27 protein-coding genes, 1 tRNA gene and 1 pseudogene are annotated in these 25297 nt (G+C 68.7%); 13 read left to right on the top strand and 16 right to left on the bottom strand.

The genetic code is table 11. From position 1 onward, the window contains the following. Positions 1–60: 60 nt before the first annotated feature. From AAG689_RS13640 to AAG689_RS13630, 3 genes are read right to left on the bottom strand one after another with little or no spacing between them, the layout of a single operon-like run. The gene (locus AAG689_RS13640) at positions 61–837 is read right to left on the bottom strand and encodes a pseudouridine synthase (protein WP_406622511.1); all 777 of its coding nucleotides are present in this window, start codon (positions 835–837) and stop codon (positions 61–63) included. Continuing rightward, positions 834–1124 carry a hypothetical protein gene (locus tag AAG689_RS13635; RefSeq protein WP_020229259.1) on the bottom strand — a complete coding sequence of 97 codons (291 nt, stop codon included), beginning with the start codon at positions 1122–1124 and terminating at the stop codon, positions 834–836. Before AAG689_RS13635 ends, AAG689_RS13640 begins: the two co-directional genes overlap by 4 nt. Positions 1125–1173: 49 nt before the next feature. After that, positions 1174–1428: a hypothetical protein gene (locus AAG689_RS13630; RefSeq protein WP_406622509.1), complete on the bottom strand. Its 255-nt coding sequence runs from the start codon at positions 1426–1428 to the stop codon at positions 1174–1176. A 123-nt stretch (positions 1429–1551) separates the two neighbouring features. On the opposite strand from AAG689_RS13630, the gene AAG689_RS13625 reads away from it, so the two are divergent. Beyond that, positions 1552–2478 (top strand): DHH family phosphoesterase, encoded by a 927-nt coding sequence (locus AAG689_RS13625; RefSeq protein WP_406622508.1) that lies wholly within the window; start codon positions 1552–1554, stop codon positions 2476–2478. 55 nt (positions 2479–2533) lie between these two features. Here the strand turns inward: AAG689_RS13625 and AAG689_RS13620 are convergent, their stop codons facing one another. Genes AAG689_RS13620 through AAG689_RS13610 form a run of 3 tightly spaced genes read right to left on the bottom strand, consistent with a single transcriptional unit; the run spans position 2534 to position 6166 of the window. After that, on the bottom strand, positions 2534–3733 hold the full coding sequence (locus tag AAG689_RS13620) for an ABC transporter substrate-binding protein (protein WP_406622507.1): 1200 nt from the start codon (positions 3731–3733) through the stop codon (positions 2534–2536). 13 nt (positions 3734–3746) lie between these two features. Then, positions 3747–5297, bottom strand: coding sequence for a class I adenylate-forming enzyme family protein (locus AAG689_RS13615; RefSeq protein WP_406622506.1), 1551 nt, complete (start codon positions 5295–5297; stop codon positions 3747–3749). Beyond that, on the bottom strand, positions 5294–6166 hold the full coding sequence (locus AAG689_RS13610) for a DUF169 domain-containing protein (RefSeq protein WP_406622505.1): 873 nt from the start codon (positions 6164–6166) through the stop codon (positions 5294–5296). Before AAG689_RS13610 ends, AAG689_RS13615 begins: the two co-directional genes overlap by 4 nt. 106 nt (positions 6167–6272) lie before the next feature. Between AAG689_RS13610 and AAG689_RS13605 the strand changes: the two genes are divergently transcribed. After that, positions 6273–6866, top strand: a complete 594-nt coding sequence (locus AAG689_RS13605) for an XRE family transcriptional regulator (RefSeq protein WP_020229265.1) — start codon at positions 6273–6275, stop codon at positions 6864–6866. A gap of 3 nt (positions 6867–6869) precedes the next feature. Here AAG689_RS13605 and AAG689_RS13600 read toward each other — a convergent pair whose 3' ends face one another. Together AAG689_RS13600 and AAG689_RS13595 are read right to left on the bottom strand one after the other, a co-directional pair. Further along, positions 6870–8111 carry an MFS transporter gene (locus tag AAG689_RS13600; RefSeq protein WP_406622504.1) on the bottom strand — a complete coding sequence of 414 codons (1242 nt, stop codon included), beginning with the start codon at positions 8109–8111 and terminating at the stop codon, positions 6870–6872. 316 nt (positions 8112–8427) lie between these two features. Then, complete coding sequence (locus tag AAG689_RS13595) at positions 8428–8853, bottom strand: thermonuclease family protein (RefSeq protein ID WP_406622503.1); 426 nt, start codon at positions 8851–8853, stop codon at positions 8428–8430. Between the two features lie 118 nt (positions 8854–8971). Between AAG689_RS13595 and rarD the strand changes: the two genes are divergently transcribed. Further along, the gene (gene rarD, locus AAG689_RS13590; RefSeq protein ID WP_406622502.1) at positions 8972–9850 is read left to right on the top strand and encodes an EamA family transporter RarD; all 879 of its coding nucleotides are present in this window, start codon (positions 8972–8974) and stop codon (positions 9848–9850) included. A 76-nt stretch (positions 9851–9926) separates the two neighbouring features. Continuing rightward, complete coding sequence (locus AAG689_RS13585) at positions 9927–10556, top strand: hypothetical protein (protein WP_406622501.1); 630 nt, start codon at positions 9927–9929, stop codon at positions 10554–10556. A gap of 3 nt (positions 10557–10559) precedes the next feature. Here the strand turns inward: AAG689_RS13585 and AAG689_RS13580 are convergent, their stop codons facing one another. From AAG689_RS13580 to AAG689_RS13570, 3 genes and pseudogenes are all read right to left on the bottom strand, one after another. Next, entirely contained in the window at positions 10560–11582 is a 1023-nt protein-coding gene (locus AAG689_RS13580) for a tetratricopeptide repeat protein (protein ID WP_406622500.1), read from the bottom strand. 76 nt (positions 11583–11658) lie between these two features. After that, positions 11659–12246: pseudogene (locus AAG689_RS13575) on the bottom strand (pseudouridine synthase); the annotation flags it as partial. Beyond that, positions 12195–13040 carry a peptidoglycan DD-metalloendopeptidase family protein gene (locus tag AAG689_RS13570; RefSeq protein WP_406622499.1) on the bottom strand — a complete coding sequence of 282 codons (846 nt, stop codon included), beginning with the start codon at positions 13038–13040 and terminating at the stop codon, positions 12195–12197. The gene AAG689_RS13570 and the pseudogene AAG689_RS13575, both read right to left, overlap by 52 nt. A 255-nt stretch (positions 13041–13295) precedes the next feature. Here AAG689_RS13570 and AAG689_RS13565 point away from each other — a divergent pair, with 255 nt between their 5' ends. Continuing rightward, positions 13296–14699, top strand: coding sequence for an aspartate ammonia-lyase (locus AAG689_RS13565; protein WP_406622498.1), 1404 nt, complete (start codon positions 13296–13298; stop codon positions 14697–14699). A 115-nt stretch (positions 14700–14814) separates the two neighbouring features. Here AAG689_RS13565 and AAG689_RS13560 read toward each other — a convergent pair whose 3' ends face one another. After that, a complete protein-coding gene (locus tag AAG689_RS13560; RefSeq protein ID WP_406622497.1) occupies positions 14815–15621 on the bottom strand; it encodes a DUF4377 domain-containing protein in 807 nt (268 codons plus the stop codon). A 117-nt stretch (positions 15622–15738) separates the two neighbouring features. Here AAG689_RS13560 and AAG689_RS13555 point away from each other — a divergent pair, with 117 nt between their 5' ends. From AAG689_RS13555 to AAG689_RS13520, 8 genes are all read left to right on the top strand, one after another. Continuing rightward, positions 15739–16224, top strand: coding sequence for a sigma-70 family RNA polymerase sigma factor (locus tag AAG689_RS13555; protein ID WP_406626340.1), 486 nt, complete (start codon positions 15739–15741; stop codon positions 16222–16224). Between the two features lie 5 nt (positions 16225–16229). Continuing rightward, complete coding sequence (locus AAG689_RS13550) at positions 16230–17177, top strand: FecR domain-containing protein (RefSeq protein WP_406622496.1); 948 nt, start codon at positions 16230–16232, stop codon at positions 17175–17177. A gap of 91 nt (positions 17178–17268) precedes the next feature. Continuing rightward, positions 17269–17679: an STN domain-containing protein gene (locus AAG689_RS13545; protein WP_406622495.1), complete on the top strand. Its 411-nt coding sequence runs from the start codon at positions 17269–17271 to the stop codon at positions 17677–17679. A 175-nt stretch (positions 17680–17854) separates the two neighbouring features. Further along, positions 17855–18175, top strand: coding sequence for a TonB-dependent receptor plug domain-containing protein (locus AAG689_RS13540; protein ID WP_406622494.1), 321 nt, complete (start codon positions 17855–17857; stop codon positions 18173–18175). Further along, the gene (locus tag AAG689_RS13535; protein WP_406622493.1) at positions 18126–18611 is read left to right on the top strand and encodes a hypothetical protein; all 486 of its coding nucleotides are present in this window, start codon (positions 18126–18128) and stop codon (positions 18609–18611) included. Before AAG689_RS13540 ends, AAG689_RS13535 begins: the two co-directional genes overlap by 50 nt. Before the next feature lie 652 nt (positions 18612–19263). Beyond that, positions 19264–19458: a hypothetical protein gene (locus AAG689_RS13530; protein WP_406622492.1), complete on the top strand. Its 195-nt coding sequence runs from the start codon at positions 19264–19266 to the stop codon at positions 19456–19458. Positions 19459–19461: 3 nt separating this feature from the next. Then, complete coding sequence (locus AAG689_RS13525; protein ID WP_406622491.1) at positions 19462–19692, top strand: hypothetical protein; 231 nt, start codon at positions 19462–19464, stop codon at positions 19690–19692. After that, a complete protein-coding gene (locus AAG689_RS13520; RefSeq protein ID WP_406622490.1) occupies positions 19689–20129 on the top strand; it encodes a hypothetical protein in 441 nt (146 codons plus the stop codon). The genes AAG689_RS13525 and AAG689_RS13520 overlap by 4 nt, the downstream gene beginning before the upstream one ends. Positions 20130–20338: 209 nt before the next feature. Here the strand turns inward: AAG689_RS13520 and AAG689_RS13515 are convergent. The 4 genes from AAG689_RS13515 to prfB all read right to left on the bottom strand — a co-directional run bounded on the left by AAG689_RS13515 (position 20339) and on the right by prfB (position 25282). Further along, positions 20339–20414, bottom strand: a tRNA-Thr gene (locus AAG689_RS13515). An 11-nt stretch (positions 20415–20425) separates the two neighbouring features. Then, positions 20426–21445, bottom strand: coding sequence for a class 1 fructose-bisphosphatase (locus AAG689_RS13510; RefSeq protein WP_406622489.1), 1020 nt, complete (start codon positions 21443–21445; stop codon positions 20426–20428). Between the two features lie 14 nt (positions 21446–21459). Further along, positions 21460–24159: an aminopeptidase N gene (pepN, locus tag AAG689_RS13505; protein ID WP_406622488.1), complete on the bottom strand. Its 2700-nt coding sequence runs from the start codon at positions 24157–24159 to the stop codon at positions 21460–21462. An 18-nt stretch (positions 24160–24177) separates the two neighbouring features. Beyond that, positions 24178–25282, bottom strand: a protein-coding gene (prfB, locus tag AAG689_RS13500; protein WP_144425164.1) for a peptide chain release factor 2 whose coding sequence is annotated in 2 segments (ribosomal slippage) — positions 24178–25200 and positions 25202–25282 — 1104 coding nt in all. Because the reading frame shifts where the segments join, the coding sequence is not laid out codon by codon here. Positions 25283–25297: the final 15 nt, after the last annotated feature.

The following is a 25297-nucleotide window of genomic DNA, read 5'->3' as shown; positions in this document are numbered from 1 at the left end:
AAGTCTCTTGCCGTATTGCAGAGCAGGGGCCGGGCGGTGTCTGTCGGACCAGCGCCCGTTTCAGCCCTGCCAGGGCAGGGTGAACACGCGGCGCTGCCAGTCGTGCAGGTCGAATGCTTCGTGCGGCGCGGCGGCGCCCGGCGCAACGGCGCCCGGCGCAGCGGCGTCCGTAGCGGGCCAGCGCAGGCCGCTGTGCAGCGCGACGGGCCGGCCGTCGGCGGGGTGCGGCAGGTCGAGCTGCCAGGCGTGCAGCCACAGGCGCTGCAGGCCCAGGCGCTGGGCCCACCAGCGGTTGAGCGGCCCCTTGCCGTGCGTGGCGTCGCCCAGCAGCGGGTGGGCGATGTGCTTGAGGTGCCGCCGGATCTGGTGGCGCCGCCCGGTGGTGGGCTCGGCCAGCACCAGCGAGGCGCGCGTGGTGGCGAAGCGCGGGTCGCTGGGCTCGGGCAGCTCCAGCCGCGCCAGGGCGGTCAGGCGCGTGTGCGCGGGCTGGGCCGGGGCATCTGACGGCGCGTCGTCGGGGCGCAAGGGGTGGTCCACCTCGGCCTGGGGCGGCGCCCAGCCGCGCACCAGGGCCAGGTAGCGCTTGCGCACCGCGTGGCGGGCGAAGGCGTCGGCCAGGGCGCGCGCGGCCGCGGGGTGCAGGGCCATGGCGAGCACGCCGCAGGTGCCCTTGTCGAGCCGGTGCACCGGGTAGACGTGCTGGCCGAGCTGGTCGCGCAGCGCCTGCACGACGAAGCGCGTCTCGCCCGCGTCCAGCCCGGTGCGGTGCACGAGCCAGCCCGCGGGCTTGTAGACGGCGACCAGGTGCTCGTCGCGCCAGAGCAGGGGCAGGCTCAAGCGCGGCGCCCTGGGGTGAGCTGGATGGTGCCCAGGCCGGAGTCGGGGGGCGCGTCCTGGCGCGGCGCCACCCAGTACACCCACAGGCCGCGCAGCCAGGCGCACAGGTAGATGGCGGAGACGGTGAAGATGCCCCATTGCCCCGTGGTCCACGAGGCATAGAACCAGAACGGCTGGCCCAGCAGCCCGAAGATGCAGGCCCAGCGGCGCGCTGCCGCGCCGCGCGCCTGGGACAGCCAGGCGGCGGCGGCGCCCAGCAGGGCAATGGCGATCTGGTCGATTCCCATGGTGTTGGCGTGAGGCTGGATGTTTATACAGTCATCATAGCAGGCAGCGCTAGGCGAGGTGCTTGTCCTTCAGCTCCCGCTCTCGCAGGGCCAGCACTTCGCGCGCGCGCTGCGCCCGCAGCGAGGCATGGCCCATGCCGGTGATGGCCGTGACCTGCGCGCCCTGGCCGGGGCCGTCGGGCAGCGTGGCCTGCACCATGCCCGCGGCGCGCAGCACGCGCAGTTTGTCGATGTCCGATTCGTCGGTCACGACGGCGGGGAACTGGTCCCGCTGAGCCAGTTGGCGCAAGAACTCCAGGGGCATGTCCGTGTCTCTCCGGTGGGAACCTGCCGCGCGGGGCGCGGCGCAATGCCCGGCCATCATGCGGGCCCGCGGCCGACGGCGCTGTAGGAGCCCGGCGCATGTTGCCGGGCACAATGCGCGCCCATGACGATTTCCGCACGCACCACGATCCTGCCGCTGCCCCTGCTGGCCGCGCCCAGCCCGCAAGACCCCCGCCCCCTGGTGCTCTACCACGGCCGCTGCGCCGACGGCTTCGCCGCCGCGCTGGCCGCGTGGCGCTTCTACGCAGGGCAGGTGGAATGCGTGGGGCTGTCGCACGGGCAGGCCACCTCGGTAGGCGACCTGCCGGCCCTGGAGGGGCGCGCCGTCTACGTGCTGGATTTTTCCTTCGCGCCCGAGCTGCTCGCCGCGATCGACGCGCGCGCCGCCAAGCTGGTGCTGCTGGACCACCACAAGAGCGCGGCCGAGCAGCTGGTCGGCTTCGCCTGCTGCTGCGGCGCAGTGCATTTCGACATGGGCAAGTCCGGCGCGCGGCTGGCGTGGGAGTTCTTCTTTCCCGAAGCGGAGCTGCCCGACCTGGTGCGCTTCGTGGAAGACCGCGACCTGTGGCGCTGGCAGTACCCCGAGACGGCGGGCTTCGTCGCCGCGCTGGACATGGAGCCGTTCGACTTCGAACGTTGGAGCCAGATCGCCGCCTTCGCGCCCGACGCCACGGCCGCCTTCGTCGCGCGTGGCCAGGCCATGGACGAGAAGTTCCGCCACCTCGCGCAGGACGTGGCCGGCGGCGCGCAGCCGCTGGTCTTCAACGGCGAGGCGGGGCTGATGGTGAACGCGCCCGGCGCCTTCCACAGCCTGGTGGGCGAGCTGCTGTCGCAGCAGAGCGGCACCTTCGCGCTGATGTGGGCCGTGGGCAAGGACGGGCAGGTGAAAGTGGGCCTGCGCTCGCAGCGCGGCTACGACTGCTCGCCGCTGGCCGTCAGCATGGGCGGCGGCGGGCATGCGCAGGCGTGCGGCTTCCGCATGCCGGTGCAGCGCCTGCCGGAGCTGCTGGGCGGCACGTTCGATTCATAGCCAAAATGGCCGCCAGCGCTTGTCTGGAAAGCGCTGGCAGCTATGGTTTTGAGAGTCATCCGCGCAGCAGTGGGCACTTCGATTCCGCGGGGGGAATGAAGGCCTGTTCCCCGGGCACCGTCGAGATCTTCTTGTAGTAGTCCCACGGCGACTTGGAGTCCTCGGGTTTTTTCACCTCGAAGAGATACATGTCGTGGATCAGGCGCCCGTCGGCCCGGATGTAGCCCTTGTTGAAAAAGTCGTCGATCCTGGTGCTTTTCAGCGCTTCCATGACTTTCTTGCCATCCGTCGTGCCGGCTTTCTGGGCGGCTTTCAGGTAGGTCGTCGCGGCGGAATAATTCGCTGCCTGGATGTTGCTGGGCATCCGCTTGTATTTCTCGAAGAAGCGGCGGGAGAATTTTCTCGAACCCTCGTCCTGGTCCCAATACCAGCTGTCGGCCAGTTGCAGGCCCGCGGTGGTCTTCAATCCCAGGCTGTGGATCTCGTTGATGAACACGAGCAGGCCGGCCACCTTCATGGTCTTGTCGACGCCGAACTCCTTGATGGACTTCATGGAGTTCGCGAAGTCCTTGCCCGTGTTCGCCAGCGCCAGGATTTGCGCCTTCGAATGCTGCGCCTGCATGAGGAACGACGAGTAGTCGCTGTTGCCCAGGGGCGCGCGCACTTCGCCGACGATATTGCCGCCCATGGCCTTCACCACGCGCGCCGCGTCGCCCGCCAGGGATTGGCCGAAGACATAGTCCGCGGCCAGGAAATACCACGACTTGTAGCCCGCGTTGACGAGCGCCGCGGCACCCACCTTGGTCACGGCGCTGGTATCGAAGGCGGAATAATGGACCGCGTAGGGGTTGCATTCCTCGTTCGTGAGCCTGGCGGTGCCCGGGCCGGTGGCCAGGAAGGGAATGCTTCTCTCGGCCGAGATTCTCGACATGGCCAGCAGCGCGGCGGAATTGGTGCCGCCGATCAGCATTTGCAGTTTCTCCTTGTCCATCCATTCCCGCGCCGTGACGCTGGCCACGTCGGGCTTGTTCTGGTGGTCGGAGGTCAATACCTCGATGGGCCTGCCCAGCAGCTTTCCGCCGAAATCGCTCACGGCCCATTTGACGACCTCCGCGCCCGCCGCTCCGTCGATATCGGCATAGGCGCCGGACATGTCGGTGATGAAGCCGATCTTGATCGGGTCCGAGTTCTGTGCCTTGGCTCCCATGGCCAGGACCAGGGCCGCAGCGGCGAGCGTGATTTTGGAAAATTTCATATTGCCTCCAGGATCAGTTTTTCACGGGATTCTCGAATTCGTCGCGGAGCTTTCTCTTGAGCACCTTGCCCGAGACGTTCTTCGGGAGTTCTTCGCGGAAGACGACACGCTTGGGCAGCTTGTAGCCCCCCAGCAGGGACCTCGCGCGCTCGATGATTTCCTTCTCCGAGACCTGGGCGCCCGCCTTCTTCACCGCGAAGGCGGTGACCGCCTCGCCCCATTGCGGGTCCGGAATGCCGACGACCACCACCTCCTGCAATTCAGGAACGGCTTTCTGCAGCGCCAGCTCGACCTCGAGCGAATAGACGTTCTCGCCGCCGCTCTTGATCATGTCCTTCTTGCGGTCGACGAAATAAAGCAGGTTGTCCTTGTCGAAATACCCCAGGTCGCCCGTATGGAGCCAGCCGTTCCTGAGTACCTGCGCATTGGCTTCGGGGCGTTTGAAATACCCCTTGAAGACATTGGGGCCGCGCACGATGATTTCTCCGATGTCACCCGTGGGCAGCGGGGTGTCGTCGTCATCGACGATCCGCACGTCGTTGTACCAAACGGGCTGCCCCAGCGTGTTGGGCCTGGAGATCATGTGGATTGTGTATTCGCTCATGGTGACGGCCGGCGCGGCTTCCGTCAGCCCATAAATGAAATGCACGCTGTCCAGCCCCATTTCCTCGATGGCCTGGATGACCATTTCGGGCGTGTATTTCGCGGCAGCCGATATGAGCCGGCGCAGCGAGGTGAGGTCGTATTTCTTGCGGGCAGGGGAGGCCAGGAGCTGGATCAGCGGCGTGACCAGGATGTACGCCAGGGTCACCCGGTGTTTCTCGATGAGCCGGCAGGCTTCTTCCGGGTCCCATTGCGCCATGATGACCATGGGCAGGCCGCGCGCGAGGAAGGTGGTGGTTTGCGTGTGCAGTCCGCTGACATGGCTCATGGGCATGGACAGCAGGAAGCAGTCGTTCTGGCTGGGCGGCACGTAGGTCAGCGACGAGATCGAGTCCCAGCAGACATTCGAATGCGTCAGCACGGCCCCCTTGGGCAGCCCGGTCGTGCCGGAGGTGTACATGATGATGGCGTCGTCGCTGCCTTGCACCTCCACCTGCGGCTCGTCGCTGGAGGCATCCGATACCAGTGCCTCGTAGCGCAGCGCGTTCTTGATCTGGACGGGCCCGTTGTAGACGATGAGCTGGACGCCTTCCAGTTCGCCCGCGAACTGCGCAGCGAGGTCCTGCAGGGAGGCGTCGATCAGCAATGCCTTGTTCTCGGCATCCTTGATGATGAACAGCAGCTCCTGCGCAGCCAGGCGCCAGTTCAGCGGCCCGAAAACCGTGCCGATCTTGGCCGATGCGTGGCACATCTCCAGGTACTGGATGGAGTTCTTTCCCAAGACGGCGAAGTGGTCGCCCTTGGAGAGGCCCAGTTGCGCCAGCGCGTTCGCGCAGCGGTTCACCCGGGCGTTGTATTGGGAAAAACTCACCCGCTCGTCGCCGAAGATCATGGCAGTCCGGTGGGGGTACTGCTCGGCGGAGCGGCGGGCGATGGAGCCCATGGTCAAGCCATCGATCATTCTTGCGTCTCCTTCGCGGCCGGGGTTTCGTGGGGGTAGCTGACGGACATGCCGGCCCGCGCGTCCATCTGGATGCCGTACTGGGGAAAGGGGTAGCGCAGGCCGTTGCCCGCCAGCGCGCGCATGCCGTCCAGGGCCTTGGCGACGTCGGCCGCGGTCAGCGCCATGAGCAGTTCGTCGTCGAGCACGCCGCCGTAGCGGCGCTCGGCGAAGCAGGGGATGGACAGGCTGGGCTCGCGCGTATTGAGCGCCCGGCCCCAGGAGTCGGCGCAGGACGATTCGCCCACCACGCCCCACTGGAAGTTGCGGTAGCCGCTCCACTGGAGCCCGTTGATGAAATACATCATGGCGCCCGGCGTGGCATAGAACAGCACGATGTCCGGCGCGCCCAGCGGCGCGCCTGGCGTGCCGCTCCACTTGCGCAGCGGCGCCGCCACCAGGGCGCGGTACATGCCCTGGGGCACGCGGTGCATGGCCGCCTGGTGGCGCGTGGCGTCTTCCACGGTGGCGAACCACACGCCCGCCATGTGCCGGCCGGTGTGCCAGGCAGGGTCGTCCTGGCCCAGCCCGACGACGAAGCGGCACTGGTCGCCCACCAGGTCGTCTGCGGTGATGCCGACCGTCCAGCCCAGCCGGGTGGCCTGGCCGACGATTTGGTCCATGGTGTGCACGGCCTTGGGACGGCGCAGGCGGGGGATGGCCTGCAACTGCTCGGCGGTCTGGAGCAACTGCATGCCGATCGGCGGCACACGCAGCTTGAGCAAGGCTTCCAGCTGCTCGGACAGGGCCGCCAGCGAAGGCAGCGGCGCCCCAGGGGGCGGTGGCGCGTTGGTACCATGGGTGCTCGCCAAGGCGGCGTCGTTGTCCATGCTCTTTCCTGTGGGGTGGTCAATAAAATTCATTATTGGTCATTAAAATGACCTGTCAAAGGCGGGTTTTCCCTGCGGCCGCCTCACCCAACGCTCACTCCAGGCCATGACCGATATCAACCAGACCGTTGCCCGCAACGTGGAGCGCTACCGCCAGCAGCGCAAGATGTCCGCTTCGCAGGTCGCGAAGCTGGCGGGCATTTCCAAGGCCACCTTGCTCTCCATCGAGCTGGGACGCGCCAACCCGACGCTCGACACTTTGCAGCGCCTGGGCGATGCCCTGAATGTCCGGCTGGCGGAGCTGATCGCCGAAAGCGCGGAAGCGGTGGTGGACGTGCGCAGGGCCGGGGAGGGGCGCAAGCGCCAGCTGGACGGCATGCAGCAGCGGCCCCTGGCGACTTTCTACGGCGCCGAGCTGGTCTATGTGTTCACGGCCACCGTCAATGCGCAGGGGGTGACGTCCCCGGCCCACGAACCGGGCAGCGCCGAGAGCGTGCTGGTCCTGAGCGGCTCGGTCATCGCAGGGCCGTGCGATGCCCTGGTCGAGCTGGGCACGGGCGACTGGATCCGCTTTCCGACCGACCGCCCGCACACGTGCAAGGCCGCCGGGGAGACGGCCGAAGTGCTGTTCCTTGCCGTGCGGCGCAGGATTCCGGGCGTCGTGGACGAGCCCCAGGGCAAGCCGGTCTGCAGCCCCTGAACTTCAGCGCGGCTCCGCGTCCTCGAAGCGGTCCACCTCGCGCAGCGGCTTGAACCACGCCATCCAGGCGCCCACCACCCCCAGCGTGCACAGGCTGCCCAGCACGGCGGCCGGCATCACGCCCAGCCAGGCCGCGCTGGTGCCGGCGCGGAATTCGCCCAGTTCGTTGGACGAGCCGATGAACAGCATGTTCACCGCGTTCACGCGCCCGCGCATGTCGTCGGGCGTGGAGAACTGCACCAGCGCGCCGCGGATGTAGACGCTCACCATGTCCGCCGCACCCGCCACCATCAGCGCCGCGAACGACAGCGCGAACACGGTGGAGAGCGAGAACACCAGGTTCGCCAGCCCGAACACCGCCACCGCCGCGAACATCGTGCGGCCCACGCGCCGGTTGAACGGCCGCATGCTCAGGTAGAAGCCCGCGCCCACCTCTCCGATGGCCATGGCGCTGCGCAGCGCGCCCAGGCCCTGCGGGCCCACGTGCAGCACCTCGTGCGCGTAGATGGGCAGCAGCGCCACCACGCCGCCCAGCAGCACGGCGAACAAGTCCAGCGAGATGGTGCCCAGCACGATGGGCCGCGAGCGGATGAAGCGGATGCCCGCGCCGAAGCGCTGGAAGATGCTGCCCTGCGCCGGCCCGTGCGGGGCCGCGCGGGCCACCGCCACGCGCGCCAGCAGCAGCGTGCCCAGCGCGAAGCTGGCCAGGCACACCGCGTAGGCCAGCGCGCCGCCGCCCAGCGCGTAGAGCACGCCGCCGATGAACGGGCCGCCGATGGTCGCCGCGCGCATGATCATCCCGTTGGCCGCCACCGCCTGCGCCAGCTGCCCGCGCGGCACGATCTGCGGCAGCAGGCTGGACAGCGCCGGCGCCGAGAACGCGCGCGAGCAGCCGAACAGCACCAGCACCGCGTAGATCCACGACACCCCCGCCACCCCGTGCCCCGCCAGCCACCACAGCAGGCCGCTGCACACCGCGCCCACGGACCAGCTCGCGGCCAGGATGGTCTTGCGGCTGAAACGGTCGATCAGGTCGCCCGCGGGCAGCAGCAGCGCCAGCATGGGCAGGAACTGCGCCAGGCCCACGTAGGCCAGGGCCAGCGGCTCGCGCGTCAGGTCGTACACCTGCCAGGCCACCACCACGGCCTGCACCTGGGTGGCGAACACGGCCACCAGGCGCGCGGCGAGAAAGGCGACGAACCCCGTGTGGCGGTACACGCTGGGGGCGGCGGAGGGTTCGGTCATGGGAGAGCGGCGCGGGGCAAAGCGGGCGATGATAGGGCCTGCCATCGGATTATTCCCCCACGCGCTGGCCCCGCAATGGGGATGGATGCGCGAAGCGCGGCGCAGCCAATAGCCGTAGCTATGGGCAAGCCGTGCGACAAAGCAGACGCCCCATTGCGGGGCCAGCCCGTAGGGAGGGGCATCCGGGCGGCGCATTGCGTCGTTGCGGCTCGCTTGCGTAGCCGAGCTACGCGGCACTCACCGCGCCTAGCACTGCACCGCCCGGATGCCCCTCGCGTGGGGGAATGATCCGATGGCAGGCCCTAACGCGTGGGAATCAATCGCGCTTATGCCGGCGCCGATAGTCCCACGGCGCCGTCGGGCGCGGCTGCGACCACAGCCCCGTGCGCGCCTGCCGGGCCTGCGCCTGCAGCGCCGCCAGCCGAGGGTGCTTGCCCGCCTGGGGCGCATACACCCAGGCCAGGCCCGCGCGCACCTGGGCCGTGGCCACGTTCTGCCCGCCGCAGCGCACGTGGGCCAGCATGCGGCCGTAGGTGTCGTGCCCCAGCGCGTACAGCCGCGCCTGCTGGCGAAAGCACAGCCGCGCGAGGTTCTGCCGCGCGCGCTGGCCGAAGGCCTGGCGCAGCTCCGGCGCGTCGATGGCGGCCACGCGCACGCGCTGGGGGCGGCGGTCGCCGCAGCGCACGGAGAGGGAGTCGCCATCGCCGATGGCGATCACGAGGCAGAGCAGGGTGGCGGACATGGCGGCGGTGCGGTGAGCGCGAAGGGGGCGCACTATACCCGGCAGGCAGCGGCGCGATGCCCGACAATCGCCGGCGCGCATCCCGCGCGCTGCCTCTTTTTCTTTCTGCCCCTTCCCCGTGCTCAAAGGCCTTGCCGCTTCCCTCGTCGCGTCCGTGCTGTTCGGCGCGCTCTACTACATGGCGCCGCTGCTGGCGCCGCTCGACGGCGAGCAGATCTTCGGCTGGCGCGTGCTGTGCACGCTGCCCTTCACCACGGCGCTGCTGCTGGCGATGGGGCAGTGGGAGCGGGTGGCGGCGCTGGGGCGGCGCGTGCGGCGCCAGCCGCTGCTGGCGCTGGGCCTGCTGGGCAGCGCGGCGATGCTGGGGGTGCAGCTCTGGATCTTTCTGTGGGCGCCGCTGCACGGGCGCGCGCTGCCGGTCTCGCTGGGCTACTTCCTGCTGCCGCTGGTGATGGTGCTGACGGGGCGCGTGCTGTACCGCGAGCGGCTCACGCCCCTGCAGTGGGTGGCGACTGTGCTTGCCGCCGCAGGCGTGGCGCACGAGGTGGTGCGCGCGGGCGGCGTGTCGTGGGAGGTGTGGCTGGTCTCCGTGGGCTACACGGTGTATTTCGTGGCGCGCCGGCGCATGCGCACCGACCACCTGGGCGGGCACTGGCTCGACATGCTGCTGCTGATGCCGGCCGCGCTGTGGTTCGTGGCGAGCGCGCCGTCGTCGCTGCCGCTGGTGGCCGGGCACGCGCACCTGTGGGCCATGGTGCCGGTGCTGGGCGTGGTGAGCGCGGTGGCGCTGGCGCTCTACATGGCGGCCAGCCGGCTGCTGCCGCTGGGGCTGTTCGGCCTGCTGAGCTACGTGGAGCCGGTGTTGCTGGCGCTGGTGGCGCTGCTGCTGGGCGAGAGCATCCAGCCGGGCCAGTGGCCGACCTACGGGCCGATCTTCGCCGCCGTGGGCGTGCTGGTGGTCGATGGGGCGCTGCGGCTGCGGCAAGTGCGGGGTTGAGGTGATTTGGGGCTGCAGCGCCCGTCCATCAGGCGCTGGCAGCTATGAGAAAAGAAGCAAAAGGCAGGGGGAAGACGTGAGCACACGGAAATGGACATGGGCGGCGCTGGCCGCTGCCGCCGCGCTGGCGCTGCCCGCGGGCACGGCGCTGGCGCGCGACGAGGCGCATGGCAAGCGGCTGGTGGAATCGTTCGAGCTGCCGCCCGAGGCGCTGGCGGATTTCGCGCGCCACCAGGCGAAGACGGCGGGCACCAGGCCGGCGGGCGTGCTGTCCGACACCGTCACCTGGACGGCGCCGCGCACGCTGGACCTGCCCGCCAGCGGCAACCCCTACACGCTGGTGGTGCGCGTCTCGGGCGTGGCGCAGGCCGCCGGCGAGGGCCACACGCTGTGGATGGCCGGCTGGATGCTGGACGGCGGCGCGCGTCTGGGCATGATGCAGGGCGCGTCGTTCCCGGACGGCACGCGCGCGGGCGAGGTGCTGCGGCTCACGGGCGCGGCCCCGCCGGTGAGTTTCAAGGAAAACCGCACGGTGGCGCCGGTGCTGGCCTTCGCCGGCGCGCGCAACCTGCGCGTGGACGGCGTGCGGCTGGAGGTGTGGTCCGGCATGCGCCGCAGCTCGTTCGTGGAGCTGCTGTTTTCCGCCGTGCCGCTGCTCACCGGCGTGGTGTTCCTGGGCCTGGTCTGGTGGTGGCGCCGGCGGTAGCCGCTACAACCCCAGCGGCTGGCCGGGCTTCCAGGCGTCGGCCAGGCGCTCGGCCTCGGCGATGTCGCTGGGGTGCATCCTCTCCTTCAGGCGGCTGAGGCCCGCGCGGGCGCTGGACGGGCGGTGCCGCTCGGGCAGCAGCTCGTCGCGCTCGGGCGCGGCGCGGTAGGTGCGGTCGGCCAGCGTCAGCAGCATCCAGGCGGGGATGGGGCGCTGGCTCACCGGGTCGGCGCCGTGCGCGTAGAGCATGCCCAGGCTGTAGAGCCCCGCGGAATGGCCCTGGCGTGCGGCGCGCAGGTACCAGTTCTCGGCCAGCGAAGGCTGGCGCGCCGTGTGTTCGCCGCGCTCGTAGATGCCGCCCAGGCGCACGGCGGCCACCGGGTCGCCCAGCGTGGCGGCGCGCTCCAGCCAGCGCTGGGCCTCGGCCGGGTCCAGCGGAGTGCCGATGGCGTCGCGGTACGGGCTGCCGCCCAGCAGCATGCAGCCGAGCAGGGTCATGGCGCGCACTTCGCCCTGGTCGGCCAGCGTGCGCACCTCGGGCAGGGAGCGGGCGCCTTCGCCCATGCGCCACTGGCGCTCCAGCGCGTCGATGCGCGCGCGCATGTCCTGGCTGGCGCGGGTGTCGTCCACCTGGGCCGCACGGGCATCGCTGGCGGCGCGCGCGGCCTGCTGCGTCGCGCGGTCGCGGTCGTCCGCCGCCTTCCAGGCCAGCAGCGCGGCGCCCGCGAGCACGGCGCCGCCCAGGGCGATCAGCGTCCAGGGGCGCTGCGGCGCGGCCTGGCGCGTGGAGCGGGCGGGGCGGGGGGCCTCGTCTTCGTCGCCGCCGCGTGCGCGGCTGCGCGGCACCGCCTTGTCGTACACCACTTCGCAGCGCGGGCACTGCCATGCGGGCGCGGTGTCGGTGCTCTGGCGGGTGTAGTGACAGCGGGGGCAGGTGCGGCCGCCGGGCGGCGCGGGCGGTGGCGCGGGCGTGGCGGCGGCGGGCGTGTCCAGCGGTGCGAGGGAGAGTTCGGTGTCGGGCTTCATGTTGTGAGTAAAAACGGGCTCCAGCGCTTGTCCAGAAAGCGCTAGCAGCTCTTTTTCGATAGCTCGGCTGGGGCGGCGGATCGGCGTCCGCCCAGGTGCCGGGCGCCAGGCTCTCCAGCGTGTAGGGGCCGATGGCCGCGCGCACCAGCCGCAGCGTGGGGTGGCCCACGGCGGCGGTCATGCGGCGCACCTGGCGGTTGCGGCCCTCGCGGATGACGAGTTCGATCCAGCTGTCGGGGATGTGCTGGCGCACGCGGATGGGCGGGTCGCGCGGCCACAGCGCGGGCGCGGGGTCGAGGCGGCGCGCGCGGGCCGGCAGGGTGGGGCCGTCGTTCAGCTCCACGCCCGCGCGCAGGCGGGCCAGCGCCTCGTCGCCGGGGATGCCCTCGACCTGCACCCAGTAGGTCTTCTCCATCTTGTGGCGCGGGTCGCTGATGCGCGCCTGCAGCGGCCCGTCGTCGGTGAGCAGCAGCAGGCCTTCGCTGTCGGCATCCAGCCGGCCGGCGGCGCGCACGCCGGGCAGGGCGATGAAGTCCTTCAAGCCCCGCCAGCGGCCCTCGGGCGTGAACTGGCTCAGCACGCCGTAGGGCTTGTTGAAGCGGATCAGCCGGGTCACAGGAACAGGGCCGGATCGACCATGGTGCGATTGAGCATGACGCCCCAGTGCAGGTGCGGCCCGGTCACGCGGCCGGTGGCGCCCACCTGGCAGAAGACGTCGCCCGTGCGCAGCACGTCGCCCATCTGGCAGTCCATGCGGCTCAGGTGGCAGTACAGGGTGAGCAGGCCGCCGCCGTGGTCCAGCCAGACGGTGCCGCCGTTGAAGAAATAGTCGCCCACGTCGATCACCCGGCCGGGCAGCGGCGCGGCGATGGGCGTGCCCGTGGCGGCGGCGATGTCCATGCCGCTGTGCGGATTGCGCGGCTGGCCGTTGAACACGCGCCGCAGGCCGAAGCTGCTGCTGCGCCGCCCCGGCACGGGCTGGCGCATGCGCAGATCGTCCGGCGGCAGCGGGGTGGAGAACGTGGCCATCACCTGCTGCTGGTGGGCGCGCTCGCGCTCGTAGCGGGCGTTGTCCTCGGGCGAGAGATCGACGGTGCGCGGCGCCACGGTCAGGCGCTGCTCGCTGTATTTCTTGGGCGTGATGCGGTAGGGGATGCGCGCGGCCTGCGTGGCGATGTGCGCCTCGCCCGCGGGCGCGGCCAGGGGGATGCCCACGAGCGCCGTCCACTCGATCGCGTCGCCCAGCACCAGCACGGGCACGCCGTCCGCCGTGTGCGCCACGGGCCGCTCGGGCCCGGGCCCCAGGGACAGGCGGGCCACGCCGCCGGGCACGCGCCGGTCCTGCGGCCAGGGGCCGGCGGGCGGGGCCGCCCAGGCGGTGCGGGCGGCGAGCAGCGGCAGGGCCAGCGCCTGCAGCAGCGTGCGGCGCGGGAAGGCGGTAGGGGGCAGGGCAGGCATGGGCGGCAAGTGTAGATGCCGAAGGGGTTATGCGCGAAAGTAAGAAGCCCATGCGCGGGGCGTGCCTGCGGGCCATAATCGCGCCCCAATGCCCTGTGCGGCGGCGCATCGCTTCGTTGTGAAGCGTGCTTCGGCGTCAGGGCATTTCCACGTGAGAGCGTGTTGTGCCCTTTCGTGGGCACGCAAAAGGGCGCAACACGCTCTGGGCGCTGCGGCGCCTTTTTTCCATCCTTTTTTGACAGAAAGCTGTTCGCCATGCGTCAAGAACACGACTTCATCGGCATCAAGACCATCCCTCCGGACGCATACTGGGGTGTCCACACCGCACGTGCCGTAGAGAACTTTCCCATCACCGGCCACACCGTGGCCCACATGCCCGAGTTGATCCGGGCCTTCGCCTTCGTCAAGAAGGCCGCCGCCCGCGCGAACCTGCAGCTGGGCGTGATCAACGAAACCCAAGCCCGCGCCATTTCCGCAGCCTGCGACGACCTGATCGCCGGACAGCTGCACGACCAGTTCGTCGTGGACGTGATCCAGGGCGGCGCCGGCACCTCCACGAACATGAATGCCAACGAGGTGATCGCCAACCGTGCCCTGGAGCACCTGGGATTGCCCAAGGGCCGCTACGACGTGATCCACCCGAACGACCACGTCAACGCATCGCAGAGCACCAACGACGCCTATCCCACGGCGCTGAAGATCGCCACGTATTTCGGCATCGCGGCGCTGCTGCAGTCCCTGGCCGCCCTGCGCGGCGCCTTCGAGGCCAAGGCCGGGGAATTCGCCGCCATCCTGAAGATCGGCCGCACGCAGCTGCAGGACGCGGTGCCCATGACGCTGGGCCAGGAGTTCGCGGCCTTCGCCGCGATGATCGCCGACGACGAGAAGCGCCTGCGCGAGTCCGCCTACCTGATGGCCGAGGTGAACATGGGCGGCACGGCCATCGGCACCGGCATCAACGCACCGGTGGGCTACACGGACGTGGTCGTCCCTGCGCTGGCCGAGCTGTCGGGCGTGCCCGTGCAGGCCGCCGGCAACCTGATCGCCGCCACGTCGGACACGGGCGCCTTCGTCGATATCTCCGGCGTGCTCAAGCGCATCGCCGCCAAGCTCTCCAAGATCAGCAACGACCTGCGCCTGCTGTCCTCCGGCCCGCAGGCCGGCGTGGGCGACATCCGGCTGCCCGCGCGCCAGGCGGGCTCGTCCATCATGCCGGGCAAGGTGAACCCGGTGATCCCCGAGGTGATGAACCAGGTGTGCTTCGAGGTGATCGGCAACGACGCCGCCATCACCATGGCCGCCGAGGCGGGCCAGCTCCAGCTCAACGCCTTCGAGCCGCTGATGGGCTGGGCGCTGCACAAGAGCCTGCGCCACCTGGCCCAGGCTTGCCGCACGCTGCAGGTCAACTGCGTGGAAGGCATCGTGGCCAACCAGGCGCTGCTGGGCGAGCGCATCGCCGCGTCGGTGACGCTGGTGACGGCGCTCAACCCGCTGATCGGCTACGAGAAGGCCGCCGCCATCGCCAAGTCGGCCATCGCCTCGGGCAAGCCCATCGCGCTGGTGGCCGAGGACCTGGGCATCATGAGCCAGGCCGACATGCAAAAGCTCCTGGTGGCCGAACGCCTGACGCAGGCGGGCGCGCTCTCCGCCGGGACCTGAGGTGCCATGGAGTCCGTAGCTGCCCGCGCTTTCTGGCCGGGCGCTGCGGGCCGTTTCCAAGGAAAAAGCCGGTGCATGCACCGGCTTTTTCGCATGCGGCGCCGGCGCGCCGCTTTCAGCGCGTGCGCTCGGACTCGACCACCATGTCCAGCACGTAGGCGTAGGCCGAGGCATCCGCCGGCACGTTCTGGCGCTTGAAGCGGTTCACGCGCAGCACGTTGCGGATGCCGGGCTCGTGCGTGTAGCCCTCGATCTCGCTGTAGAACAGCTGCCATTCGCCCGTGCCCAGCTTCACGCCGTTGTCGCCATAGCGGACCTCGCGCACGCGCAGGCACTGCGCGCCCTTCATCACGCCGTGGCTGCAGGCGGCGCGTTGGGGCGCCACTTCCAGGAAGATGCGCTCGCCGGCGCCGCCGTATTTCGTCTGCGGCGTGGGCGTGCCGGCCAGCTCCCAGCGGCTGCCGTCGGCGAAGTGCAGCACCAGCTGCGGCGCCGCGCCGCTGCGCAGGTCCACGCGCTGGGCTTGGGGCAACTGCGCGGCCACGCGCTGCTCCAGGGCCATCAGGTCGCGGTCGGCGCAGGCGCGCAGGGTGGACATGGGGCGGCTCACCTGCAGGCGGCTGCCTTCCAGCGTATAGCCCGCGCCCAGCGTGTTGCACAGGTTCTGCACCGAGAGCTGCTGGCCGCCGAAGTGCAGCCGCGCGGCCGGGCGCCCGTCCAGCCGCCAGCCGGGCGCGGCCTGCCCGCGCCCGTCGTAGGCGGCGGCCAGATCCCAGTCATAGGCTTGCAGTTGCGTGGATGCGTTGGCGGGCGGCGGGGTGGGGGTCACGGACGCTCCTTGCGGCGAGCTGCCGCAGGCGGCCAGCAGGGCGGCCAAGCCCAGTGCGGGCATGGCCTTGGTGAAAAAAGATGTGTGGTTCATGGCAGGACCTTACCGCAGGTGCGCACACTGCCGGGTAGGAGAGGGGCGCATTCAGGACGCGATGCGCCGGTGTATGCGCACCAGGCCGGGCGCTCCGCGACCTCCCTTCCGAACCCGCTGCAGCGCGACGTCGCCGCCCTCTACACCACCCACTACGGCTGGCTGCAAGGCTGGCTGCGCAAGAAGGTGGGCAACGCCTTCGACGCGGCCGACCTGGCGCAGGACACCTTCGTGCGCATCCTGGGCGCGCGCGAGCCGCAGGCCATCGACGTGCCGTGCGCCTACCTGACCACGGTGGCCAGGGGCGTGCTGATCAACTGGTGCCGGCGCCAGGCGCTGGAGCGCGCCTACCTGGAGGCGCTGGCCCTGCTGCCAGCGCCCGAGGCGCCGTCGCCCGAGCAGCGCGCCGTGGTGCTGGAGACCCTGCACGAGATCGACGCCATGCTCGATGCGCTGCCGCCGCTGGCGCGGCGCGCGTTCCTGCTGTCGCAGCTGGACGGTATGAAGTACGAGGACATCGCCCGGCAGCTCGGCGTGTCGCTCACCAGCGTCAAGCGCTACATGGCCCAGGCCTTCCGCCAGTGCCTGGCGCTGATGGACTGACGGCCATGGACGCGCGCCTGCTCGACGAAGCGGCCGACTGGCTGATGCGCCAGCACGGCGAGGGCATGACCGCCGCCGAACGCGCCGACTTCGAGCGCTGGCGCCAGGCCAGCCCCGCGCACGTGCGCGCCTGGGAGCGCGCCGAGCGGCTCATGGGCATGCTCGGCGGCCTGCCGCCCGCCCTGGCCCGGCCCGCGCTGGACCGCCCGGCGCGCCGCAGCCGCCGCGCCACCGTGGCCCGGCTGGCCGCGCTGCTGGCCGTGGCGCCCGCGGGCTGGCTGGGCTGGCGCCTGGCGCAGGAACAGGGCTGGACAGCCGACCTGCGCACAGCCACGGGCGAGCAGCGCACCGTCACGCTGGCCGACGGCAGCCGCCTCGTGCTCGACACGGCCAGTGCCGATGACATCGAATTCGATAGCGCCCAGCGCTTGCTGCATATGCGCCAGGGGGCGATTTCATTGCAAACCGCGCCCGACCCGGGCGGCGCTCGCCGGCCGTTGATCGTGCACACCGCCCTGGGCCGGCTGCGCGCGCTGGGCACGCGCTTCACCGTGCGGCTGGACGGCACCGCCGTGCTGCTGGCCGTCACCGAGGGCGCGGTGGAGGTTACGCCGCGCGGCGCCTCCGCGCCCGCCCTGGTGGTGCCGGCCGGCCGCCAGACCGTGGTCACCGGGCAGGGCGCCGGGCCGCTGCGCCCCGTGGCGCCGCAGGACCACGCCTGGGTGCACGGCATGCTGATGGCCGACGCCATGCCGCTGACCGAGGTCTGCGCGCAACTCGTGCGCTACCGGCCCGGCCTGCTGCACTGCGCGCCGGAGGTGGCGCGGCGCAAGGTCTCGGGCGCATACCCGCTGGCCGACACCGACCGGGCGCTGGCCATGCTGGCCGACACCCATGCGCTGCAGGTCCATCGCCGCTGGGGCGGCTACTGGGTCACGGTGGCGGATCGCTGAAATTTTTTGCCGGAAGGTGAGACCCTTTGGCGCGTCGCTTGGCAAGGCATGTGAACCCCTTCACCGAACGCCCCGAAAGGACTTGCCTTCCATGCCCGCTTCTCCCTCCGCCATCCACCCCCTGGCCCATGCCGCGCGCCTGGCTCTGCTGGGCTGGGCCATCGCGGCCGGCGCCGCCCAGGCCACCCAGGCCACCCAGGCCGCAGATAGGCCTGCCGACGGCCCGGTGCAGACCTACCAGATCGCCCCCGGCCCGCTGGGCCGCGCGCTGGCCGAAGTAGCAGCCACGGCCGGCATCGCGCTGTCGTTCGACCCCGCGCTCACGCAGGGGCGGCAAAGCCCGGCGCTGTCCGGCAGCCATACGCCGCGCGAGGCGCTGCAGCATCTGCTGGCCGGCAGCGGGCTGCGCCTGGAAACCATGCGCAACGGTACGTTCACCGTGGTGGAGCAGCCTGCTGTGGTGACCCCTGTTCGCCCCACTCAGCCCCCCCTCTGCTGGTGACTACAGCCTGCGCGAGGTGCGTGTCGAGGCCCGGCGCCTGGGGGAGACAGAGGGAACAGGCTCATACACCAGCGACGCCATCACCGTTGGCAAAACGGCTCAGGCCATGTGTGAGATGCCGCAATCGGTGTCGGTGCTTACCAAGCAGAGGCTGGAGGATTAGAACATTACCGACTTGGGTAAGGCCGCAGAGCAGATCGTGGGTCTGACGGTACAGGATAGCGGCCACCGTTTGACAGACATCTATTCACGTGGCTTCGCTATCGATAGCGTTCAAATTGATGGTGGTGCGCCAATGTCTACGTCGAGTAGCAGCTATACGTTCATCTCCTATGACATGACCGAATTCGACCGCGTTGAAGTTCTGCGTGGCGCGGCGGGCCTGCTCAATGGAACAGGCAACCCAGTGGGTGCCGTCAACCTCGTGCGGAAGATGCCGACAACCAATGACAGCAGCCCCCACAAGCACCCAACGTGTCTACGACGCAGTGTGTGAACTGCATGCTCTGGAGCAGGTGGCCACGCGCGAGATAGTGGCCGAACTGACGGGGCTCAAGATGTCCATCATTGACGACCGCATGCGCGCCCTGGTGAACGACGGCAGGCTGAAGCGCGTGCTGCGCGGCGTGTTCGTTCCTGTGGAGATTCACCCGCCTGCGCGCTGCATCAGCAAGACCGTGCTGTCTGATGGGTCGGTGAAGCTGGAGATCGGCGACGAGGTACTGACCCTGACGCCGCGCGAAGACCGAGCGCTTGCACTGCTGCAGGTGGGAGCCGCCATGCAGGGCTGGGCATTGCTCGCCTGGCCGCCGCATGATGCCCCGCAAGACCATGAAGAAGCTGGCGGCCCCGTGAAGGAGGCCGCAGGCAAAGCCGCGCCTACCCTTAAGCGAAACGCGGCCGGTATCGAGAAGGCAACGCCGAAGGCGTGAAGTTCCTTGGAAACCCTTGGATTGCCGAAGCTATCGCCGAAGCCTGGAAGGCGCAACAGGAGCGCACCCCACGCGAGGTGGATATGGAACACTTGAAAAGCGAAACTGTAGGCGCCAAGGAAGCTGCAGAGCTTCTAAAAATTCACCCTCACTCTGTCGAGAAGCTACTTAGGTAAGGGCGGATTGCCGGCGCCAAGATCGGCCGCAGTTGGGTGATGATGCGCAGTGACGTGCTGGCTTACATAGAGCGCGCCATCATTGAACAGACCGGGAGACGCTTGGTTGCGCTGGGCAAAGTTCCACCGAAACCCCCTCAGCGTCGCCGCCGTATGCTCGGGTAAGACTGTTTGGCCCTTTCGGAAACCCAGTGGGATGCAAGTAAGCCACATCGTGCTAGAGTCCGTCCGGCCTGAAAGGCCCGGTGCGTAAGAACACCATTGGATAAGCGGTTGCAGCCCCCACCGACAAGCGGGGTTTTGTCGCGCCCAAATTTTGGGGCTGGTGCGTCTGCATCGCCCTCATGTTTTCGGGCGGGATGGGCCTACCCGTAAGGATGGCCGCACGGCTTATCCCGTGTTCTTAACATCCCGCCCACCCGCTGCGCGTAAGAACGCAAACGGTGGATTTCCAGTCTCGATAAGGAGCTGAATCCATGACCGCAACCCAGGGCCGCACTGCGCCCATCCAGGTCAATCCGTCCATTCCCGCCCACCACCTAGCCGCCGTTCTCGCCGCCTTCAATGCTGCCAACCTGGCGGCCAGCTACATCGAGCGCGGCAACATCGCCGCCGCCCGGCGCAAAATGGTGCAGGCGCGGGCATCCGTCAACCAACTGGTGGAGGGCTGAACCATGGCCGCCATCAGAAAGAACCTCGACGCATACGACGCCCTGAACGCCGCCGTCACTAAGGCTCATGCCATGTCAATGATGACCTATGGCAACGCTGGCGAGTGCTTCCGCTGCATGTCGAATGCCCTGCAAGATGAATACCTATGGGCGCTTGGCGACCTGTTGAGCGACGCAGTGGCGGCGCTGAGAATCATCGATGGTGCCCAGGAACAGAAAGGTGGTGCAGCATGAGCACCACGCCTTGCCTCGCCGCCTGCGCACTGGTGCCTGACCCGGAGAAGCCTTGCCTGAAATCGCCACCAGCGCTTGATGGGAAAGCGCTGGCAGCTATTGAAACGGTAGTGAATGCTGGTGCTTCAGAGTTGCCCAGCGTGCGGCAGGTAGAGCGCCTGATTTTGGGCTTCATGATTTCCAGCGTCGAGGACCTGAGTGCCGTTCGCTGTGATGACGCCGACTGGAGCAGTGACGACGTGGACACCGAGATGGCGGCAGACTTGGTTCTGGCGCACCTGAAGCGGATGCGCGCTGGCGACCCTGGCGATTTCTCCCTGAACTGGTGGCAGGCGGCAAGCGCTATCCACCTGGGGCACAGGGCATTCAGCCGCCCCGATTCCACCTATGGCCAGCACGCTGGCCGGCTTGGTGCAGGACTTCTCCGCGCTGATTAAGCTGCCCGCCTTCGTGGAAAACCAGCCCCAGGAATAAGGCGCGGTCCCGCGCACACTGGGGTGCGCAATCCGACCGAAGCCCCTGCGCGGGGCTTTTCTGTTCCTGGTGTTGGCCCGCTTTTCCGAAATCGTCTTACATCCGCCCTTACATCGGACGGCCAAAGAAAAACCCCGCTATCTTCTGGATAGCGGGGTTTCTTTTGCTGACTTGGTGCCGGAGACATGAATCGAACACGCGACCTTCTCATTACGAATGAGCTGCTCTACCGACTGAGCTACACCGGCGAAGACTGAAATTATATACCGGAATGATAGCTGGTCACGCGCTCGACCTCGTTCTTCGAGCCCAGGATCACGCTCACGCGCTCGTGCAGCTGGGTGGGCTGGATGTCGAGGATGCGCTGCTTGCCGTTGGTGGCGGCGCCGCCGGCCTGCTCGACCAGCCAGCCCATGGGGTTGGCCTCGTACATCAGGCGCAGCTTGCCGGGCTTGTTCGGTTCGCGCTTGTCCCAGGGGTACATGAAGATGCCGCCGCGCATGAGGATGCGGTGCACGTCGGCCACCATGCTGGCGATCCAGCGCATGTTGAAGTCCTTGCCGCGCGGGCCTTCCTTGCCGGCCAGGCACTCCTGGATGTAGCGCTTGACCGGCGCGTCCCAGTGGCGCATGTTGCTCATGTTGATGGCGAATTCCTTCGTGTCCTCGGGAATGCGGATGTTCTCGCGCGTGAGCACGAACGAGCCCTGTTCGCGGTCGAGCGTGAACATGGCCACGCCGTCGCCCACGGTGAGCACCAGTGTGGTCTGCGGGCCGTAGATGCAATAGCCCGCCGCCACCTGGCTGGAGCCGGGCTGCAGGAAGTCGTCCACGGACACGGGTTCGGCGGCGTTGGGGTCGTCGTGGTGCTTGCGCAGCACCGAGAAGATGGTGCCGATGCTGACGTTCACGTCGATGTTGGACGAGCCGTCCAGCGGGTCGAACATGAGCAGGTATTCGCCCTGGGGGAAGCGGTTGGGCACGACATAGATGCCGTCCATTTCTTCGGACGCCATCGCGGCCAGATGGCCGCCCCATTCGTTGGCTTCGATCAGCACTTCGTTGGCGATGATGTCGAGCTTCTTCTGCACCTCGCCCTGCACGTTCTCGGAGCCGGCGCTGCCCATCACGTCGCCCAGGTCGCCCTTGTTCACGGCGAGGGCGATGCGCTTGCAGGCGCGCGCCACCACTTCGAGCAGCAGGCGCAACTGCGGCGGGATGCGGCCGTCGACGCGCTGTTGTTCGACGAGGTAGCGGGTGAGGCTGATGCGTTCGGTCATTGCAAGAATCTCCTTCAATTGGCGAGGGCGCGGGTGACGACCTCGCGCACGTCGTTGGACAGATCGGGCTTGGCGGCCACGCGGGCGATGGCTTCGCGCGCGGCCGTGCGGTAGGGCTCGGCGAGTTTGCTCCAGCGGTCGAGCGCACGCGCCAGGCGCGACGCGACTTGCGGGTTCAGGCTGTCGAGCTCCAGCACGCGGTCGGCCCAGAACACGTAGCCTGCCGCGTCGGCGCGGTGGAAGCCGCCGGGGTTGGCGCTGCAATAGCTGAAGATCACGCTGCGCGCGCGGTTGGGGTTCTTCAGGTTGAAGTCGGGATGCTTCATGAGCTGGCGCACGGCGGGCAGCACGTCGCCGCCATGGTCGGGGCGGCTGGCCTGCAGGGCGAACCACTTGTCGATGACCAGTGCGTCGTCCTTGAAGATCTGGTGGAAGCGCCCGAGCGCGGGCGCCGCGAGTTCGTGGCCGCTGGTGACGAGGGCCGAGAGCGCGTTGAAGCGGTCGGTCATGTTGCCCGCATCCTTGAAGCGCTGGTAGGTCTTGCCGGGCCACACGGCGTCGCCGCTTTCGCGCGCGGCCAGGCAGAGCATGGCGAGTGCGCTGCCCGCGAGCGCGCGGCGGCCGCTGCTCACGGCGTCGGGGCGGTAGGCGCCGCAGTCCTGATGCGTTTCCCAGGCCCATTCCCAGTCGCCGCGCAGCGCGGTGGCGAGCTCCATGCGCAGCGCCTCGCGCACGGCATGGATGCGCTGGGGATCGACCATGTCGAGTTGCTCGGCGATGTAGCTTTCCGAGGGCAGGGTGAGCACCAGGTCCTTGAACGCCGCGTCGAGCTGCGGGTGGCGCAGCACGTCGCGCATGGCCTGCACGAACGCGGGTTGCAAGAGATTTTGGCCTCCAGCGCTTGTCTGGTCTGCGCTGGCAGCTATTGCATTAATAGCAATGCGCAGCATCAGACGCTGGCTGGCCTCCCAGCGGTTGAAGGCGTCGGTGTCGTGCGCGAGCAGAGTGAGCAACTGCTCGTCGGTGTAGTCGCACTCCAGGATGACGGGCGCGCTGAAGCCGCGCAGCAGCGAGGGCACGGGCTGGCTGGGCACATTGACGAAGGTGAGCGTCATGCTCGGCTCGGTCAGCACCACGGTGCGGTCTGCGGCGCCCGTGGCCGCTTCGCCCTGCAGTTGCAGGGGCAGGGCGGCACCGTCGGCACCGAGCAGGCCCAGCGCCACGGGGATGACGAAGGGCTGCTTTTCCGGCTGGCCCGGCGTGGCGGGGCAGCTTTGCGAGAGGGTGAGCGTGTAGGTCTGCGCTGCGGCGTCATAGCGACCCTCGGCCTTCACGCGCGGCGTACCGGCCTGGCTGTACCAACGCTTGAACTGGTCGAGGCGCTGCGCCAACTCGCTGCCGGGATTCGCATCGGCGATGGCCTGCGCGAAGTCGTCGCAGGTGACGGCCTGGCCGTCGTGGCGCTCGAAGTAGAGCGTCATGCCCTTGGCGAAACCGTCGCGGCCCACGAGGTTGTGCTGCATGCGCACGACTTCCGAGCCCTTTTCGTAGATGGTGACGGTGTAGAAGTTGTTGATCTCGACGTAGCTGTCGGGCCGCACGGGGTGGGCCATGGGGCCGGCGTCCTCGGGGAACTGCACGGTGCGCAGCACGCGCACGTCCTCGATGCGCTTGACGGCGCGCGCCGAGGGGCTGCCCGCCATGTCCTGGCTGAACTCCTGGTCGCGGAAGACGGTGAGGCCTTCCTTGAGCGAGAGCTGGAACCAGTCGCGGCAGGTGACACGGTTGCCCGTCCAGTTATGGAAGTACTCGTGGCCGACCACGCTCTCGATGTTGGCGAAGTCCACGTCGGTGGCGGTCGCCTGGCTCGCCAGCACGTACTTGGTGTTGAAGACGTTCAGGCCCTTGTTCTCCATCGCGCCCATGTTGAAGTCGCTGGTGGCGACGATCATGAAGCGGTCGAGGTCGAGCGAGAGCCCGAAGCGCGCCTCGTCCCAGGCGATGCTGGCCATCAGCGAGTTCATCGCGTGCTCGGTCTTTTCCAGATCGCCGGGGCGCACGTAGACCTGCAGCAGGTGGTCGCGGCCCGCGCGGCTCTTGATCTTCTGCTCGCGCGCGACGAGCTTGCCCGCCACCAGCGCGAACAGGTAGGCGGGCTTCTTGTGCGGGTCGTGCCACTTGGCGAAGTGACGGCCTTCCGGCAGGTCACCGCTTTCGACGAGGTTGCCGTTGGAGAGCAGCACCGGGTACGCGGCCTTGTCGGCGCGCAGGGTGACGGTGTAGCTCGCCATCACGTCGGGCCGGTCGAGGAAGTAGGTGATGCGGCGGAAGCCCTCGGCCTCGCACTGGGTGAAGAAGGTGTCGCCGCTCACGTACAGGCCCGAGAGCTGCGTGTTCTTCGCCGGCGCGCAGGTGGTGAAGATTTCCAGGTCGAACGGCTCTTCGCCTTCGGGCAGGTTCTCCAGCACGAGCTGGCCGCCGTCCATCTTGAACGAGGTGCCCGCGCCGTTGACCATCACGCGCGCCAGGTTCAGCTCCTCGCCGTGCAGGCGCAGCGGCTGGGGCGCCACGGCCGGATTGCGGCGCAGGCGCATCCTGTTCAGCACGCGGGTCTTGGCCGGGTCCAGGTCGAACGCGAGATCCACCGTGTCGATCCAGAACGCGGGCGGCGCGTAGTCCAGACGGTGGATGGCGGTGGCTTGTCCTTCTTTCATCATGATTCCTTCGGGCGCTTACACGCCCTGCTTGAGCGAGGCTTCGATGAACACGTCCAGGTCGCCGTCCAGCACCTTCTGCGTGGCGGAGACTTCGACGTTGGTGCGCAGGTCCTTGATGCGGCTGTTGTCCAGCACGTAGCTGCGGATCTGGTGGCCCCAGCCCACGTCGGTCTTGGTGTCTTCGAGCTTTTGCTGCTCTTCCATGCGCTTTTGCATCTCGTGCTCGTAGAGCTTGGAGCGCAGGCGCTGCCAGGCCACGTCGCGGTTGCTGTGCTGGCTGCGGCCATCCTGGCATTGCACCACGATGCCCGTGGGAATGTGGGTCAGGCGCACGGCCGAATCGGTCTTGTTGATGTGCTGGCCGCCCGCGCCGCTGGCGCGGTAGGTGTCGGTGCGCACGTCGGAGGGGTTGATGTCGATCTGGATCGAGTCGTCGATCTCGGGATAGACGAACAGCGACGCGAACGAGGTGTGGCGCCCGCCCGAGGAGTCGAACGGGCTCTTGCGCACCAGGCGGTGCACGCCGGTTTCGGTGCGCAGCAGGCCGTAGGCGTATTCGCCCTCGATGTGGATCGTGGCGCTCTTGATGCCGGCCACGTCGCCGGGCGTCTCTTCGTCCACGGTGGCCTTGAAGCCCTTGCGCTCGGCGTACTTGAGGTACTGGCGCAGCAGCATGCCGGCCCAGTCGCAGGCCTCGGTGCCGCCGGCGCCGGCCTGGATGTCGACGTAGCAGTTCAGCGGATCGGCCTCCTTGCTGAACATGCGGCGGAACTCCAGCTCCTCGATGAGCGGGCGCAGCTTGTCGGTCTCGGCCTCGATGGTGACCAGGCCTGCCTCGTCGCCTTCCTCCTTGCTCATCTCGTAGAGCTCGGCGTTGTCGGCCAGTTCGGCGGTGAGCTTCTCCAGCGTGAGCACCACGCCGTCCAGGAGCTTCTTTTCCTTGCCCAGTTCCTGCGCCTTCTTGGGGTCGTTCCAGACGTTCGGGTCTTCCAGAGAGGCGTTTACCGTGCGCAGGCGTTCGTACTTGGCATCGTAGTCAAAGATACCTCCGTAACTCTTGCGTCCGGGTGGACAGGTCTTCGAGGGTGGTGCCGATGAGGTTGATGTGTTCTGCGTCCATGGTTGCGGTGTCCTG

The organism is Acidovorax sp. SDU_ACID1 (assembly GCF_045291395.1).
Taxonomy (GTDB): Bacteria; Pseudomonadota; Gammaproteobacteria; order Burkholderiales; family Burkholderiaceae_C; genus MR-S7.
The sequence above is the reverse complement of the archived record's forward strand: the minus strand, read 5'-3'. Positions and strand labels throughout refer to the sequence as shown.

Coding starts and splice junctions, on each gene's coding strand:
- AAG689_RS13635 (WP_020229259.1), bottom strand. CDS start 1,124: ATGGGAATCGACCAGATCGCCATTGCCCTGCTGGGCGCCGCCGCCGCC.
- AAG689_RS13630 (WP_406622509.1), bottom strand. CDS start 1,428: ATGCCCCTGGAGTTCTTGCGCCAACTGGCTCAGCGGGACCAGTTCCCC.
- AAG689_RS13625 (WP_406622508.1), top strand. CDS start 1,552: ATGACGATTTCCGCACGCACCACGATCCTGCCGCTGCCCCTGCTGGCC.
- AAG689_RS13620 (WP_406622507.1), bottom strand. CDS start 3,733: ATGAAATTTTCCAAAATCACGCTCGCCGCTGCGGCCCTGGTCCTGGCC.
- AAG689_RS13615 (WP_406622506.1), bottom strand. CDS start 5,297: ATGATCGATGGCTTGACCATGGGCTCCATCGCCCGCCGCTCCGCCGAG.
- AAG689_RS13610 (WP_406622505.1), bottom strand. CDS start 6,166: ATGGACAACGACGCCGCCTTGGCGAGCACCCATGGTACCAACGCGCCA.
- AAG689_RS13605 (WP_020229265.1), top strand. CDS start 6,273: ATGACCGATATCAACCAGACCGTTGCCCGCAACGTGGAGCGCTACCGC.
- AAG689_RS13600 (WP_406622504.1), bottom strand. CDS start 8,111: ATGACCGAACCCTCCGCCGCCCCCAGCGTGTACCGCCACACGGGGTTC.
- AAG689_RS13595 (WP_406622503.1), bottom strand. CDS start 8,853: ATGTCCGCCACCCTGCTCTGCCTCGTGATCGCCATCGGCGATGGCGAC.
- AAG689_RS13580 (WP_406622500.1), bottom strand. CDS start 11,582: ATGAAGCCCGACACCGAACTCTCCCTCGCACCGCTGGACACGCCCGCC.
- AAG689_RS13570 (WP_406622499.1), bottom strand. CDS start 13,040: ATGCCTGCCCTGCCCCCTACCGCCTTCCCGCGCCGCACGCTGCTGCAG.
- AAG689_RS13565 (WP_406622498.1), top strand. CDS start 13,296: ATGCGTCAAGAACACGACTTCATCGGCATCAAGACCATCCCTCCGGAC.
- AAG689_RS13560 (WP_406622497.1), bottom strand. CDS start 15,621: ATGAACCACACATCTTTTTTCACCAAGGCCATGCCCGCACTGGGCTTG.
- AAG689_RS13550 (WP_406622496.1), top strand. CDS start 16,230: ATGGACGCGCGCCTGCTCGACGAAGCGGCCGACTGGCTGATGCGCCAG.
- AAG689_RS13545 (WP_406622495.1), top strand. CDS start 17,269: ATGCCCGCTTCTCCCTCCGCCATCCACCCCCTGGCCCATGCCGCGCGC.
- AAG689_RS13535 (WP_406622493.1), top strand. CDS start 18,126: ATGACAGCAGCCCCCACAAGCACCCAACGTGTCTACGACGCAGTGTGT.
- AAG689_RS13530 (WP_406622492.1), top strand. CDS start 19,264: ATGACCGCAACCCAGGGCCGCACTGCGCCCATCCAGGTCAATCCGTCC.
- AAG689_RS13525 (WP_406622491.1), top strand. CDS start 19,462: ATGGCCGCCATCAGAAAGAACCTCGACGCATACGACGCCCTGAACGCC.
- AAG689_RS13520 (WP_406622490.1), top strand. CDS start 19,689: ATGAGCACCACGCCTTGCCTCGCCGCCTGCGCACTGGTGCCTGACCCG.
- AAG689_RS13510 (WP_406622489.1), bottom strand. CDS start 21,445: ATGACCGAACGCATCAGCCTCACCCGCTACCTCGTCGAACAACAGCGC.
- pepN (WP_406622488.1), bottom strand. CDS start 24,159: ATGAAAGAAGGACAAGCCACCGCCATCCACCGTCTGGACTACGCGCCG.